The sequence below is a fragment of the Microbispora sp. GKU 823 genome (assembly GCF_002027145.1).
Taxonomy (GTDB): Bacteria; Actinomycetota; Actinomycetes; order Streptosporangiales; family Streptosporangiaceae; genus Microbispora; species Microbispora siamensis.
Genome location: NZ_MWJN01000045.1, coordinates 26,086 through 41,353, shown reverse-complemented (window position 1 = coordinate 41,353; position 15,268 = coordinate 26,086). Strand labels below are relative to the sequence as shown.

Here is a 15,268-nt window from a genome sequence, read left to right as displayed (position 1 = left end):
CGGAAACGGTCAGCCGTGGCCGTGGATCTCGGCCTGCTCCCGGAGGGCACGTCGTTCGTCGTGCCGGTCGCCGCTCTCCCTGGCGATCCGCAGCGCCTCCGCGACGTGCCTCGACGCCTCGTCGAGATCGCCGAGCATCCGGGAGGACCGGGCCAGCGCGACCAGGGCCTGCGAACGCTCCTGCGGCCCCTGCGCGAAGGCGTCGAAGCTCGCCAGCGCGTCCAGGAGTTGCGCGCGGGCGGCGACGACGTCCCCGGCCTCGAGGTGCGCCTCGCCGAGACGCCGGAGCGTCATCGCTTCGTGCATCGCGTCGCCCGCCTCCCGGGCGCGCCGCAGCGCCTGCCGCAGCGTCGCGACGGCCTCGTCGTGTGATCCGAGCAGCAGATGGGCTTCGCCGACCATCATCAGCGCGTACCGCTCGCCCACGGGGGATTCGACCTGCCGGCTGATCACGAGCTGCCGCTCGGCATATCGCAGCGCCTCCTCCGGGCGCTCCAGCGACAGGCAGGCACTGGCGAGGTTGCCGAGCGCGCGCAGTTCTCCGAGAGGGTCGCCGAGCTCCCTGCACAGGTCCAGCAGCTCATGGAGGCACGTGAGTTCTTCCTCGTCGTGGTTGAGCAGGCGGTGCGCCATCGCCACCATGGCCAGCGCCTGTGCCTCGCTCACACGGTCCGCGAGCCGGCGCGCGGTCTCCAGCGACCTCGTGCCGAGCCAGAGCATCTCGTGACGGTACCCCTGCGCGGCCAGATGCCACTGCAGGTTGAGGGCGAGGGCAATCGCGAGGTGAGCGGTCGCCGCGTCGCCGTCCCACGCCTGGCCGAGAATCGTCAGCAGACTCGGCCGCTCCCGTTCCAGCCAGCGGGTCGCCTCTTCCCGGTCGTGCAGCGCCTTGGGCGTCTGCGGCACCTCCGGCACGCCGGCGTGCAGGCGATGCGGGTCGATCATCCGTACGGCCGCGCCCGTGGTGGCGAGGAAGAAGCCGAGCACGCGGCGGAGCGCGGCCTCCCGTCGCTCCGGCGGTTCGGTGTCCACCCCGCGCTCCTGCGCGTACAGCCTGATCAGGTCGTGCAACGTGTAGCGGCCGGGAGTCGGGGTTTCGACCAGCCGCGCGTCGAAGAGCCTTTCGACGACTCGTTCGGCCGTCCGTGGCGGCACGTCGAGCAGCGCGGCCACCGCCTCCAGGCTCAGGTCCGGTACGCGCAGCAGGCCGATCAGGCGGAACGCCCGTGCAGCCTCACGGTCGAGGGTCTGCCCGCTGCCGGCCAGGGCCGTGTAGCTGACCGCGATGCTGCTGCGCACGCCGACCTGCCCGGTGCGCAGCTCGTCCAGCCGGCTGCTCTCGTCCTCCAGGCGTTCGATGAGCATGTCGGCCGACCAGCCGGAGCGGCTCGCGAGCCGGGCGCCGGCGACGTGCAGAGCCAGAGGAAACCCGTCACAGAGGTCGGCGAGCCGTTCGATGGCCTTCTGGGAGAAGCCGACGCCGCCGGACCGGAACCGGCGCACCAGCATGGCGACCGCCTCGTCCCGCGGCATGGGGCCGAGATCGACGTGCGAGGCGGGAGCGGCCGGCGCCAGGTTCTCGCGGGACGTCAGCAGGACGGTCGAGCCGGAGGTCATCGGCAGCAGGGGGCCGACCTGCGCGATCGAGGAGGCGTCGTCGAGGAGGAGCAGCACCCGCCTGCCATGGAGGATCGTACGCAGGGCCGAGGCGGCCTCGTCCACGTCGGGGGGAACCTCCGACCCCGGCGTGCCGAACGTCCGCAGAAGCCGGCCGATCAGCTCACCCGTGTCCAGTCGTCGCACGCCGGGCATCGCGCCGCGCAGGTTGACGTACACCTGGCCGTCGGGGAAACGGGCCGCGGCCCGGTGCGCCGCGTGGAGCGCCAGGGCGGACTTGCCCGCACCCGGCGGGCCGCAGATCGTCACCACCGGCGTCGGCGGCGACCCGTCCGGAGGGTTCAGCCAGGCCTCCAGGCGGCTCAGCTCCCGCTCCCGGCCGACGAAGTGCGGCGCGCCGGACGGGAAGCTGCCTCGGCACCGCCGAGGGCGCCACCGGGGGTGCCGGTCCCCCGCCGTCGCGGGTCCCGCCCGGGGCGGCCCGGGCAGCGTCGAGGAAGAGGTCGGCGTCCCCCGGCGAGGATCCGCTGGTGGAGCCGCTGAACGGGTTGCCCCGGCTCCACGCCCAGCTCCTCGACCAGGCGGGTTCTCAGTTCGTGGAAGGCGGCGAGCGCGTCCGCCCGCCGGCCGTCACGCACGAGGGCCAGCATCAGCTGGCCCCACGGGCGTTCACGCAGGGGGTGGTCGCGTACGCACTGCCGGAGCGGGCCGATCGCCTCCGCGTGCAGGCCGAGATCGAGCCGGGCGTCGGCCCAGTCTTCGAAGACCCCCAGCCGCTCCTCCCGCAGCCCCGCGGCGATCTCGTTCATCAGGAGGGTGAGCGGCACGCCCTGCAAGGGATCGTCACGCCACAGCAGAAGGGCCCGCCGGAGCCTGGCCTCCCCCTGCCGTACGTCACCCGCCTTCAGCGCGCCACGGCCCTGCCGTACGAGGTCCCGGAACGTCAGGAGGTCGAGCTCGCCGGGTCGTACGACGAGGCGGTAGCCGTCTCCCACCGTCTCGATCGGCGCGGCCGCCGGGTCCTCCGGCGACAGCAGCCGGCGCAGCGCCGAGACGTAGGTCTTGAGGTTGCCCCGTGCCGAGCGGGGCGCCGTGCCGTCCCAGAGATGCTCCACGAGGTGATCGGCCGGGACGACCCTGTTGGCGCTCACGAGCAGGGTGACGAGGAGCTGACGGTGCTTCGGACGGACGAGGGGGACCTCCCGGCCGTCCGCGTCGCGGACGCGAACCGAACCCAGGAGCCGGTATTCCACGCCGCCTCCACCCCGAGTCGCAAGACGCCTAGATCCTAGGCACCTCCCTGACTCAGGGCAAGATCAGGCAGCATCAATCCGTGGCAAACCACAGATCCTCAGCCGAAAATTCCTCCGCGGTACGAGTAGGCAGGGCATCCGGAAGGATGTAACCCGGAAAAGCCCTACGTAGAAGATTCACGTCAGCAGAGAAGCACCTTGCATCCCAGGAATCCACACGCAGTACCACCACATCCTTCCCAGCAAGCTCTGACAGGTCGTCCGCCGCCCAGCGTATGGCCATGACAAACGGCCTATTGATGTGGACATAACACATCGTCTCTGGACACAGAACCTGTATCCAGTCCTCATCGCCTTCGTCCCACGCAATGACTGCTTCGGGAAACCGCGAGATCACCGATGAGGTGAAGCGCAAAGTGGTCGACTCGTCCCACGAAGAATCCACGATGCTGCTCAGATGGTCATCTATTCGTATAGTTGCCATCATGGCGCCCCCGATGGCCAGGCATGGATTGTCCGTCCAGAACGCGTTACCGTCATCCAATTCGTGAGTTCACCCGTCCTGCCGATAACACCGATAGGGCCATTCTCAACGAAAACCTTCGCCTTGTTGCCGACCCAGAGATCGTTCGCGTCTGCAAATCGCGCCGCTCTGAGGGCCTCTCCGGCCGCGTCCACCTGGAACAGGAACTGGCTCTTGCCCGCAGGCAAGAAACTTCCGTCCGGGAGCATCTTTCCTGCAAACGATCCACTCGTATGCGGAGCCATCGCAGCATCGTTCACGGTATACCTACCGTCGGTGAGATTCCCGTGTCGATCACGGAAGGGCTTGTCTCCGCAGTTGTGGACGAGGACGGGGGCGGATCCGGCTTGGACGTAGAAGGTGTGGGTGCCGGCGACGGTGAGGTCGTAGACGGCGGGGTTGGACGGCACCACCTTGGTGCCGACGACCTGGACGGTGGCGCCGGACGGGGTGCGGAGGCGGTCGGCCGGGGTCAGATGGTCGGCGCGGACCCAGGTGCGATCGACCGTGTCCCAGAACAGGTGGTGTTCCGTGGCGAGGATGACCCCGGTGTCGTGGCCCTTCTTGCCGTCGGTGTCGACGGTGATCTGGACGAGGCTGACGTAACCGACGCCCGAGAAGGCGGCGACCACGAGCTTCGGGGCCGTCTCACCGGTCGACGGGTCGGTGGCGAGGACCCTGTCGCCGGGCTTGATCTTCTCGATCGCCCTGGTGGTGCCGTCGGCGAGCTTGACCAGGGTGCCGGCGACGAAGCTGTCGCAGGTCCCGCGAGATCCGGACGAGGCGTGCGCCCTCTCGCGTGCGGCGCCCCTTCCGGCCGATCGTGCGGCCGCGCCTTCGCCCGCTTCGGCCGCGTCCTCGGCGGCGGCGCCCGCCTTGCCCAGAGCGGCTCTGGCCTTGCCGGCAGCTTTTCCGACGGCCCCGGTGACGGCCTTGCCCGCCGCCGTGGTGGCCACCTTCCCGAGCACGGCCGAGGCGGCCTTGCCGAGCACGCCTCCGGCCGCTCCGGCCACGGCTCCCACCGCCGCCGCGTGGAAGGCGCCGCCCAGGCTCCACTGATCACGCGGTGTCGAGACGAGATAACCGGCGAGGTTGCCCGCCGCGCCGCCGGCCGCGGCGCAGCCGACGCTGCCGGCGCCGCCCGTGGCCACCTCGCAGCCGATGGTCACGGTCACCGAGACGGCGACGTTGACGATCGTGGCCTTGTGCTGGTTCCAGAAGTTCTTGGCCTTGCAGCCGAAGTCCCAGGTGCCGCAGTGCGGCCGGCTGACCGGCGGGGGCGGAGGAGGATAGGAAGGCGCGCCTCCACTGCTCCCTTTGTTGCTGCCGCTGCCGCTACCGGAGTTGTAAGGAGCGTGCGCGCCGCCTCCGTTGTCGCGGGGCAGCATCAGGCCGCTCGGGTCGGACTTGGTGACCGGGTTGTTGTCGGCGTAGGCGTAGCCGTTCCAGCTCTGGGGGTCGGCCGCGTCGAACACCGGGTCGACGGAGATGAAGCGGCCGGTCTCGGCGTCGTACTCGCGGGCGCCGAGGTGGGTGAGCGCCGTGGCGTCGTCGATGACACCGCCGACGAAGCCCCGCTGGCCGGGCCAGAACGACGGTGGGGTGCCGCGCTGCTGCCCGAACGGGGTGAAGCGGCGGCGGGTGGGCGTCTGAGCCGCGTCGTCGCTGACGGAGATGTCAGTCGTGCCGTGGTTGTCGGCGCCTAACCAGGTCACGCCCTTGTTGGTCCGGGCCGCGACGACCTGCCCACCGTGCGTGTAGTAGCGGGTCGCGCTCTTGGCGCCGGTGGCCTTGTCGACCCGGATCTCCATCCCGGCGACGTACAGGGTGGTGGAGGTGGGGTCGCGGCGGATCAGGCGCTCACCGTTGGCGTCGTAGACGAAGGTGCTGACGCCGGAGGGGTCGGTGGACTTGGCGAGGTGACCTTCGACGTCCCATTCCAGCGCCCGGCCCGAGCCGCGCTCGGTGGTGTTGCCTGCGGCGTCGTAGGTGTAGCTGTCGATCTGCCCGTCGCGGTCGCCGCCCTTGTACTCGACCGAGGTCAGCGTGTGCGGCTGCGGCTTGCCGGCCCCCGCGTACGTGTAGGTCTTGGTGACGTCGCCGCTCGCCTGGTGGTCGATCTCCTTGGTGCGGTTGCCGACCTTGTCGTAGGCGAAGGACTGCCAGTACGGCGCCGGTCCGCCGACGATGGCCTGCGAGGGGTCGGCCGCGCAGTCGTCGGTGGCCGTCCACGCCTCGGTCAGGCGCTGCAGGTAGTCCTGCCGGAAGCACTGCACGTCGGGCGTCTGACCGGACGGCTTGTCCGCGATTTTGGTGATATTTCCGGAATCGTCGTAGGTGTAGTTGGTGCCCGCGACGGAGATCGGCGCCGTCTCTCGCTCGTACAGGGAACGGGTGAGCCGGTTGGTGCCCTCCTCGTAGAAGTTGGTCTCCTTCACCCGCTTCAGGCCGGTGCTCATCGTCATGTCGAGCACCTGGCCGAGCTTGGAGTACGTGGTGGAGGTGACGTAGTCGGTCAGGCCGCGCGTGGTGGTGGGGTTGCCGAGCTCGTCGTAGCCGTAGAGCATCGTCTCGCCGAGCAGCCCGCCGGCCGCGGGCAGCACCGTGCGGCGGACGGTGCCGTCGGGGTTGTAGTCGGTGCTGGTCTTGTAGGTGCCGGCGAGCGCGCCCTCGGAGGCCGGGATGACGGTCTCGGTGCCGAGGGTGCGGTAGGCGTCGTCGAAACCGGTGACGGCCGTCGTGTAGGCGTCCATGGCGCCGGTCGTGGCGTTCTTGACGTACCGGGTCGAGGCGGTCGGCTGGCCCTTGACGACGGTGCCGTCGGGCAGGGCGTCGTACGTCCACTCGGCGAGCTTGGTTCCGCTCGCCGAGGTGCCCTCGTACTCGGCGGTCTTGCGGCCGAGCGCGTCGTAGGTGAAGAAGACGCTCTTGCCGCGGGCGTCGGTGGTGGTCAGCAGGCGGTCGGTCGTGTCGTCGTACGTCAGCTTCGCGGTGCCCTTGTCGGGGTCGTCGAGCTGGACGAGGCGCCCGCGCAGGTCGTAGTGGTAGATCCACGTGTTGCCGTCGGCGTCCTTGATGGTCGCCGGCTGCCCGGTCGGCGTGTAGGAGTAGGTGGTGGCGTCGTAGTCGCCGCTCGGGCCGTCGCCCTTGTACTCCCGGAACTCGACGATCTCACCGCGGGCGTCGGTGATCCTCGTGGTCGGCGTCGATCCCTCGGGAGGATCGACGCTGACGCGGTCGCCGCCGTACGTCACGGTGGTGCGCCACTGCTCGCTGCCGCGCTTGCGGAAGATCTGCGCGGTGGCCCACTCCATGCCGTTGTAGACCGTGACGTTCTGACCGGGTACGTCGTCGTCGCTCGCCGGGGTCCACAGCGTGGCGCCGGGCGCCCCCTCGACGTAGTAGTCGTCGTTGGTCTTGTAGACCAGGCCGCGGCTGTCGTACAGCGTGTCGTTCACGACCCGGCCGCCGCCGGGGGCGGGTTGCTGGGTCTGGCGGGCGCGCAGCAGGCCGTCGTACAGGGCGTAACCGGTGGTGTAGTTCACTCCGTCGTTGCGGAGCGTCGAGGTGGTCACCGTCGTCGGCCCGTCGGCCCGGATCTGGTAGCCGAACTTCATGTTCGGCGCCGAGGCGTACGTCGCCTTGGCGTGCCCCGGCAGCCACACGCCGGTCAGCCGGCCCAACGGGTCGTAGGTGAGGTCGGTGCGCTTGCCGTTGACGTCGATCGTGGCGGTGGGGAGCCCCCAGGCCGGTTCGACCTCCGTCTTGCTCACGTGCCCGAGCGCGTTGGTCACCGTGGTGCCGGTAACCAGGCCGGTCGCAGGGATGTACGCCGTGGTCGTCTTGCCGCCCGAGGCGTCGGTGACCACCAGCGGCCTGCCGTACACGTCGAACGTGGTGGTACCGGTGGTGACGTACTGCGGGCCGCCGTTCCACGAGCCGAGCTTCTCGGTCCTCGTGACGTTCCCCTTGTCGGGCGCGGCGCCGAACGCCTTGCCGTCGTAGTACCTGCGCACATCGGAGGCCACGTCGCCCGGCCGGTCCGGGGTGACGCCGCACGCCTTGGTCACGGTCTCCACGCGGGAGGCGTAGGAGATCATCCACTTGGCGTCGTCCCGGGCGTAGGTGGTGCGGGTGCACTGGTCGTCGCTCGCGGTGGACTCGTCGCCGAGGTCGTTCACCTGCGTGGGCAGGCCGTCGTTGTCGTAGTCGGTCTCGGTCTTCGTGTACCGCCAGCCGCCGGACGCCAGCGCGGTGCGGGTGCGTACGGTATCGGCCTGGACCAGGTGCGCGGTCGTGGTGCCCCAGGAGCGCACCCGCTTGGCGGTCTGCCTCGTCCAGTAGCCGGTGACGGTGCCGCTCAGGGCGGGACCGCCGGGGCCGTCGTAGTGGACCTCCTCGCGGACCCGTCCCTGCAGGGCGTCGGCGTCGTCCACGGCGGTGCCCGTGGAGTCGGTGACCTTCACGTTCCGCGTGCCCCCGCCGGGCAGCTCGTCGCCGTCCATGCCGCGGAAGTAGAGGTACTCCGACTGGGAGCGCTGCTCGGGCGCCTCGCCGTGGGTGATCCGGACCTTGCCGTAGCCGCGCCACTGCGACCAGGTCTTGTACTTCTCCTTGGTCAGCCCGTCGTCGTCATCGTGATGCCAGGCGCCGCCGCCGAGGTACTCGTAGCTCGTCACCTCGTCGGGCGCGCCTCCCGTACGGTCGATCTCCCGCACCTGGGTGACGACGTACTTGTGGAACCAGTCGAGCTTGGGCGAGGTCGCGCCCTCCGGCGACCAGTACTGCGGGTAGCACCGCCGGGTGTTGGTCCCGATGTCCGGCTTGTCACCGGCCGTGCAGTCCTCGTCGGAGTAGGCGACGGACAGCGAGCCGCCGGTCTCGTTGTCGATCGCCGAGATCCGCCACTTGGTCAGCGGCGGGCGTCCTTCGAGGGCGTCGACACGGTTAGGCTTCTGCACGCCCGCGAACCTCACCGACGGCAGCGAGGCCGTGCCGCCGACCTTGCCGGTGTGGGTGATCCCGGCCAGCCACAGCGTGGCCGCCGTCCCGTCGCCGGGGGCGCGCATCTCCTGGTCGAGCGCCCAGGTGTCGACGTCCTTGTACGCGCTGCCCGACAGCACCTGGGTGGTGACGGCGGCCAGCCGCTTGCGCGTCCAGAACGTCGGCGAGTACTTGTCGATGCACTTCTCGCCGGAGTCGCAGTTCTGGTCGTAGGGGACGTCGGGCCAGTACTTGGCGTTGTCCTTGGTGAACTTGTCCGCCGCGCAGTCGAAGCCCGACGTCGGGATGCACCGCTCCTTCACCTCGAAGGAGACCCGCGCCGGGGCGGAGGAGGTGAAGATCGCGTCCGAGCGCTGTCCGTAGTCGATGCGCTTGAGGTAGCCGCCCCGGTCGTACGCGGTCGGGGTGCCGTTGGGCACGCCGTCGGTCAGCGTGGTGACGTCGCGGCGGTAGTAGTTGGTCTCCTTGCCGTACCAGAACGTGCTGACCGTGCCGTGCGGGTCGACGACGTAGTCGAGGTTCCACCGCCAGGCCTGCCGGCACCAGGAGTCGGAGAAGGCGCTCTTGTGGCACGGCTCGCCATCGTCGTCGCCGAAGACCGGCACGGTCCAGGTGGAGTTCGTCTCGGCCTTGCCGTCCGCCCAGCCGGGCAGGTGGTTGCGGCCGAAGTAGTACTGGGTGCCCTCCGGGGTGGTGACCCGCCAGTACTCGCCGTCGTCGTCGCCGTTGTCGGCGCCGGAGAGCTTCTCGACCTTGGAACCGTCGTCGTCCTTCGGCTGCCAGGTGCCCGTCGCGTCGTCCAGCACCAGTTCGGTGGCCTGCCCGTTCAGCGACATCGTCGCGTTCGCGTTGCCCCAGCACTGGTCGTTGCGCTTGGGCGTGACGCCGTCGTCGGCGCATGCCTTGTACCTGCGCTCGATGAACCCGGGCCAGTAGTCGAAGCCCTCGCCGATCCAGGAGGCCTGGTTGTTGGTGGCGACCGTGCGGCCGTCGACGCTGCCGGATGAGTAGGCGAGCCCGACGTTGGGGGTCGGGCCTCCGGGCACCGGCGGCAGGCGCAGGGGGTAGGACCAGGAGAACGCCCCGCTCTGGTTGCTCACGCTCCAGGTGGCCGACGGGGACAGCGAGGTGGCCTCGTAGGTGCCCGCCGGTCCCGACGGCGCCGCCTCGGCCGCCAGCGTGGTCGCGCCGGCGGCGGCGAGGTCGACGTCCGCGGTCAACCGGCCCGCGGTGACGTCGTTGCTCGTGGGCAGCGGGGTACGGGTCTGGCACTGCGGCAGGTCGGGCGTGCCGGCGGCGCACCCGGGCAGCCGGACGAGGCGCAGCCGGGACGCCCAGTCACCGCCGTAGGCGTACCGGAAGCCCGAATAGTCGACCGCGACCGCGACCCGCCGTGCCACTCCCCCCGCTTGCGGGGTCAGCTGGAAGCCCAGCCCGGTGACGCCCGACCGCTGGGCCGTGGGCGCGTCGAGCACCCGCACCTGCACCGCCGCCGAGGCCCCGGAGGACGGCGCCGAGGATTTCGCCGCGGTGTCCGAGGACGGTGCCGAGGTGCCGCCTTTCGCCGCGCCCGCCGGGCCGATCCACACCGGGAGCAGACCGGCCCGCGCCATTCCCGGCCCCGCGCCTTTGCCCGGGGACGCCTTCGCGGCCGCCGCGTCCCCGGCGGGAGAGCCGAGGGCGACCACCGCCGTGCCGGGCTGCGGCCAGGTCACCGCGGGGGCGCCCTTGAGGTCGAACCGGGCCCCCGGGTCGGGCGCGGCGGCCCGCGCCCGGCTCTCGTGGCCGGGCACGGGACGCTGGTCCTGCGCCTTGTGCCAGGCCGGGTCGCCCGCGGCCTGCGCCACGGGCACCGGGACGGCCAGCGTCGCCGGCACCACGACCGCCAGCATCGCGGCGACCCCGGCCCAGCCCCGCCATGAAGCGAGCACGACTACCTCCGGTTGAACGTCGATGAGGGGGGACGAGGCGGCGGTCAGCCGTCCAGGGGAAGTCCCAGGGTGAGGTTGACGATCTGGCGATCGGTGAGTGTCCCGGCGAACACGCGGACGTCGTCCACGTCGCCGGCGAAGTAGTCGACGTAGCCGCCCCGGTACTTGACCCGGCCGATCTCGAGGCCACCGCTCGCGTGCCAGCCCGACGACGGCCGTACGTCGGAGATCTGTCCGTTGACGTACAGCCGGATCTCCTTGGCGACCTCGTCGTACACGCCCACCAGATGGGTCCAGGAGTTGATCGCGGAGCAGTCGATCGGCTCGGCGGACTTGGCGACCGTCATCTTCTCGGTGTCGGTGTCGTCACTGGCGGTGGAGAAGCCCCAGCGGGACACCTTGACGCCGTTCTCCGTGTAGACGCGGTAGCCGAGGTAGAAGCCGCTGTTCCTGCTGCCGTCCTGGCCGACGGCGGTCATCACGCGGTCCGGCAGCACGCAGGTGTCGTCGCCGGCCAGGCGTACCCAGGCCGACACGGTGTAGCTGTGGTCGGTACGCACGGGGGCCGAGGCGGTGGTGGCGTACGCCGTGGCGCCGTCGAGACTGAGCACGCCGGCGCCGTCGACACCGTCGTCGGACCAGGCGGCGCTCCCCTTGAGGGTCGCGGTCCTGCCGTAGCCGGAGGAGTCGGCGCCGGACGTGCCCGTTCCCTCGTCGAACGCCCACCGGCCGGACAGGGCCGGAGGCTGCTTGGCCATGACGGCGATCTCGTTGCCGAGCGCCGGGTCGTTCACGGTGCGGGGGTCGTCGGACAGGATCCGGTCCCAGACGCGCACCTCGTCGATGTCACCGGCGAAGTTCTCCTGGAAGGTCCCGTTGTACTTCACCCGCCCGAGTTGCAGCGGCCCGGTGGCGTCCCAGGGGGTGTAGGTGTACGCGGCGGGAACGGACTGCCGTACGCCGTTCACGTACAGGCGGAGTTGCCCGGCCGGGGCGTCGTAGACGCCGGCCAGGTGGGTCCACACCCCGACCTGCGGCTCCGCGTCGCTCACGACCCGGACGATCACCGGGTTGTCCTTGTCGGCGTCGTACTTGTTGAAGATCCACCGCTTGTAGGACGAGGAGTAGTAGAGCTGGAAGCCGACGCCCCTGTTGCCGGCCTGGCTCACCACCGTGGAGTTCCTGCTGTTGTCGGTCAGGCGCACCCACGCCGAGACGGTCATGCCTCTGTCGGTGTGCACGACGGGCCCGGAGGTGGTGCCGTAGGCGGTGGAGCCGTCGAGGTGGACGGCTCCGTTCACCCGGCCGCCGGTCCAGCCGGTGGTGCCGGACAGTGTCACCGGATGCGGGGCGGCGCCGGAGTCCGCGGCGGTGGCGCCCGACGTCTCGTCGAGATGCCACTCACCGGCGGGGCGGCGCCGGCCTTCACGTAGAAGCTGTACGCGGCGGGCGTCTTGCCCACGTTGCCCGCCTTGTCGACCGGGAAGACGTACAGCGTGTTGATCCAGTCGTGCCGCGGCGCGACCTTCACGGTCACCGACGTCTGCCCCGAGGGAATGGTCACCTGGGTCGCCGGCGTGGCGAGAGCGGCATCGTCCAGGGCGTACCGGAAGCTCGTCACGTCGCTCTCGCCGTCCCCCGGGCTGAGGGTGAACGCTCCCTCGGAGCCGACGCCGCCCTTCCAGTCGTCGGGAGTGTCGGCGGGATAGTCCCCCGAGGCCACCTTCGGCAGCGTCGCCGGGTCGACCGTGTCGACGGTGAACTCGCACCAGGGGCTCCACGCGCTGCCGTCGGTGCCGTCGTAGGCCCGCACCTTGTAGGAGTAGCTCTCGCCGCTGACCAGTCCGGGCAGCTTGATCTCGTGGTCGGTCGCCGTGGTGGTGTACTTGTACGCCGTCTTGCCGCCGCCGGGCAGTGAGGAGGTGATGCTCTCCCACGCACCGGTGGTCGTGTTGTAGTGGTTCATGACGAACTCCGCGCGTACGCCGTCGTTCGCCTTGTCCGGGTCGTAGATCTTCGCCTTGAGCCTGATCGGGTTCGCGGCGTCACCCGCGTTGATCCACGGGCGGTTCGCCCCCGTCACGCACGGCGTGCCGGGATAGGTGCCCACCCCGGACGGCGTGGCGGGCGGGGTGTTGTAGTCGACCACGAGCTTGGGCGAGCCGCTGAAGCCCTTCCAGCCCCACACGCTGCCCGCGCCGTCGTCGTAGTCCTTCAGTCCGAACGTCGTGTTCGACCAGCCGTTCTCGGCGGCCTTGACGATCGCGCCGGTGACGTCGAACTCGAGGCCCTTGTCCGGGCAGGAGGAGCTGTATCCGGCGTCGGACGCCACGCTGTCGAGATGGTCGGCCCAGGACGGCTGGTGGCTCCAGGTCGTGGACGTGGAGATGCCGCCGGTCAGCCAGATCTGCGCGACCTGCGGGTCCGACCTGCACCCCCACGACTTGGTCTGGGTGATCCGGAACGTCGCCTTGAGGATGTGCTTGCCGTTGACGTTGTCGGAGTCCATCCGGAAGAACGACCGCTTGACCCCGCTGCCGTAGTAGCCGATCTCCGGCGTGTGGTCGGAGTTCCAGTACGACTGCGAGGGGTACGCCTTGTCGACGTACGTCCAGGCCAGCTTCGACCCCGACCACTGGGGATCGATGTAGACGGGGTAGACCGTGTCCGGGCCGGTCAGCACCGAACTGTCGGGTGTGAGGGCCACCCGGTCGCCGGCGACGTCGACGCCCATCAGCGCCTGCTTGGCCTGCTGCCGCGGCCCGGAGACGGCCGGCCCGAGGTCCTTGCCCGAGGAGTCCCACATGCGGGGCTGCGGCGCGTGGAAGACCTCGGTCCCCGTGTCGGTCACGGCGCTCAGGGCTCCGGCCGGCGTCTTGCGCACGGTCAGCCCGTTCGCCCGCATTCCGAAGGCGAGCCCGGCCAGCGCCGGGTTGGCTGCGGCCTCCCGGCTCTTCACCACCAGGACCTCGGAGTATCCGAGCACCGAGGCGGTCACCTTGAGGTCGACCCCGGGCAGCACCGACGCGTACGTCGCGGTGTTCCCGTCCAGGTCCGGCTTCGGCAGCGTCCCCGGCCAGGTCATCGCGACCGAGCGCCCGCCGTCGCCGATGGTCGCCAGCGGCGCCGTCCCGCCCCCGGAGAAGGACAGGTCCAGCGGCGCCGCGACCGGCCGCACCGTGCCGTCGTCGGCGAAGCGCAGGGTGGTGTCGACGTCGGCCCAGTCCGTGCCGCGTCGCACCCGCTCGGGCAGCGCCGACGTCTCGGAGGTGAGGCTGCCGTCGGCGTTGGCGAACACCTGGCGCGTCTCGGTGCGCAGCGGCAGCACCTCCACCCGCTCCCGCGACGTCCGCGCCAGTTCCACCGCCTCCCTCTCGGTCGAGGCGACGGCCGGTGACGGCGACGGGCCGGGGGTGCTGTCCGCCGCCGCGGGCAGGGCGGGGCCGGCGTGTACGGCACCGGCCGTGAGCAAGGCGCAGGCGGCCAGGGCGATGCCGCGCGGGCGAAGGCGCATCGGGTCTCCATCAGGCGGGGGGTACGCGCAGAACCGCGATGGTTCCGAACCAGGAGATCAGGACCGGGTCCACGGCCGGTTCACCCGGAATGAACCGGGTCGAACCTGGTTGATCCGGCGTCTCGGACGCCCTACGCAGGACATGGCCTCGACCGGCTCAGGGCGCCGTGCAGGACCGGCGCCCGGAGCGTCGGGCCGCGGGCCGCTCCAGAGCTCGATCCTCCCGATGTCGTCGCCCAAGGCCATCGGCCGCCCGTCATCGGTCGCCCGTCATCGGCGAACGCCAGGGCCGGGAACGCGTTGTCGCCCGCTGGGGAACGTCGTAGTCCCCGCCGAATGGCCCGGCCGAGGTCGCGTCGATGAACCGGCTGCGGCTGGCGCCGATCGGGGAGTCGTAGCGCCCGTCCGGGGGCAGGACATACGCCCCGGAGGAGCCGGCGAGCCGCACCGTCGTGCGCACCGCGCCGCGGTGGACGTGCACAAGCCGCAACCGAAGTGAGGAGTTGTGGGGGCCCGGCGCCATCCGCGGTCCGGTCACCACCGAAGAGAGGTCTGGCGGCTCGGGTCGGGGCGCGATCGTTTGCGGGCGGAGTACTGCGCAGCGTCACATGAGGCCAAGCTCCGCTGGCCCATACACCTGGAAGCGGCTACCGAGCTTGGAGTACGCCGGCGTCGAGAGACGTCGCGAAGGTCTGCACGTGGTCGATGGCCGCCTGCAACGCGTCTTTCAGTGGAGCGATGTCCCGCGCGACCTGGGCGAGGAGCATGCCGCCCTGGAAGGCGGCAAGGAGCAGGTTGGCCAGCTGTGTGGGATCCGCCTCAGCGCTGATGCGGCCGAGTTGCTGCATGCGCTCGATTCCATCGCGGAAGATGCCTCTCCACTGGTCGAACGCATTCGCGAGCTCGTCGTGGACGTCAAGGTCCGTCTTGATGATCTCGCTCGCCAGGGAGCCGAGGCTGCAGCCTTCCTGGTAGGCGCGCTCGTAGCGGACGTAGAAATCCGCCCACGCCCGAAACGCGTCGAGGTTGTCGAAGCAGGCGAATTGCTCGCCGCGGAGGAACGTGAGAACGCGCTCGGCCTGCCAGGCGATAACGGCCAGGACGAGACTCTCCTTGGTCGGGAAGTAGTGGTTGAGCTGCGATCCGCTGACGCCGGCGGCGCGGCGGAGCTGTTCGTTGTTCGTCGCGTGGACCCCCTTGGTGTAGATGAGCTCCGCGGCGTGCTCCAGGATGCGGGCCCGCGTTGCCTGTCCCTTGTCGGTGAGCTTGTGGGGCTCCCGAGCTCCTGTGGTCGGTTTCATGCTTCAGACGATACCTGGATTGGGCTTGACAGCCCAGTCCGGAGCGGTGTTCACTCAAGAAGTGGGCTGACAAGCCCAAAATTCTCAAGCGCAACCCGGGCCGACGAGGGCCACTCACCGGAGGC

8 protein-coding genes are annotated in these 15,268 nt (G+C 70.4%); all 8 read right to left on the bottom strand.

Translation table 11 applies throughout. The features are described 5' to 3' along the window. Nucleotides 1-9 precede the first annotated feature (9 nt). The 8 genes from B1L11_RS23410 to B1L11_RS23380 all read right to left on the bottom strand — a co-directional run bounded on the left by B1L11_RS23410 (nucleotide 10) and on the right by B1L11_RS23380 (nucleotide 15,143). Complete coding sequence (locus tag B1L11_RS23410) at nucleotides 10-1,962, bottom strand: tetratricopeptide repeat protein (RefSeq protein ID WP_256862818.1); 1,953 nt, start codon at nucleotides 1,960-1,962, stop codon at nucleotides 10-12. 17 nt (nucleotides 1,963-1,979) lie between these two features. Next, a complete protein-coding gene (locus tag B1L11_RS23405; protein ID WP_079316473.1) occupies nucleotides 1,980-2,870 on the bottom strand; it encodes an AfsR/SARP family transcriptional regulator in 891 nt (296 codons plus the stop codon). Between the two features lie 73 nt (nucleotides 2,871-2,943). Beyond that, a complete protein-coding gene (locus tag B1L11_RS45540; RefSeq protein WP_143737479.1) occupies nucleotides 2,944-3,315 on the bottom strand; it encodes a hypothetical protein in 372 nt (123 codons plus the stop codon). Nucleotides 3,316-3,353: 38 nt separating this feature from the next. After that, the gene (locus tag B1L11_RS23400; protein WP_079316472.1) at nucleotides 3,354-10,328 is read right to left on the bottom strand and encodes a polymorphic toxin-type HINT domain-containing protein; all 6,975 of its coding nucleotides are present in this window, start codon (nucleotides 10,326-10,328) and stop codon (nucleotides 3,354-3,356) included. 44 nt (nucleotides 10,329-10,372) lie between these two features. Then, nucleotides 10,373-11,668, bottom strand: a complete 1,296-nt coding sequence (locus B1L11_RS45535) for a LamG domain-containing protein (RefSeq protein ID WP_179155287.1) — start codon at nucleotides 11,666-11,668, stop codon at nucleotides 10,373-10,375. Next, nucleotides 11,665-13,842: a DNRLRE domain-containing protein gene (locus B1L11_RS45530; RefSeq protein WP_143737477.1), complete on the bottom strand. Its 2,178-nt coding sequence runs from the start codon at nucleotides 13,840-13,842 to the stop codon at nucleotides 11,665-11,667. Before B1L11_RS45530 ends, B1L11_RS45535 begins: the two co-directional genes overlap by 4 nt. 256 nt (nucleotides 13,843-14,098) lie before the next feature. Further along, a complete protein-coding gene (locus tag B1L11_RS23385; RefSeq protein ID WP_143737476.1) occupies nucleotides 14,099-14,302 on the bottom strand; it encodes a hypothetical protein in 204 nt (67 codons plus the stop codon). A gap of 187 nt (nucleotides 14,303-14,489) precedes the next feature. Next, nucleotides 14,490-15,143: a TetR/AcrR family transcriptional regulator gene (locus B1L11_RS23380; protein WP_079316470.1), complete on the bottom strand. Its 654-nt coding sequence runs from the start codon at nucleotides 15,141-15,143 to the stop codon at nucleotides 14,490-14,492. Nucleotides 15,144-15,268: the final 125 nt, after the last annotated feature.

What these genes read in the sequence shown, in the direction of transcription:
- B1L11_RS45530 (WP_143737477.1), bottom strand. Translation starts at nt 13,842, where the DNA reads ATGCGCCTTCGCCCGCGCGGCATCGCCCTGGCCGCCTGCGCCTTGCTC.
- B1L11_RS23380 (WP_079316470.1), bottom strand. Translation starts at nt 15,143, where the DNA reads ATGAAACCGACCACAGGAGCTCGGGAGCCCCACAAGCTCACCGACAAG.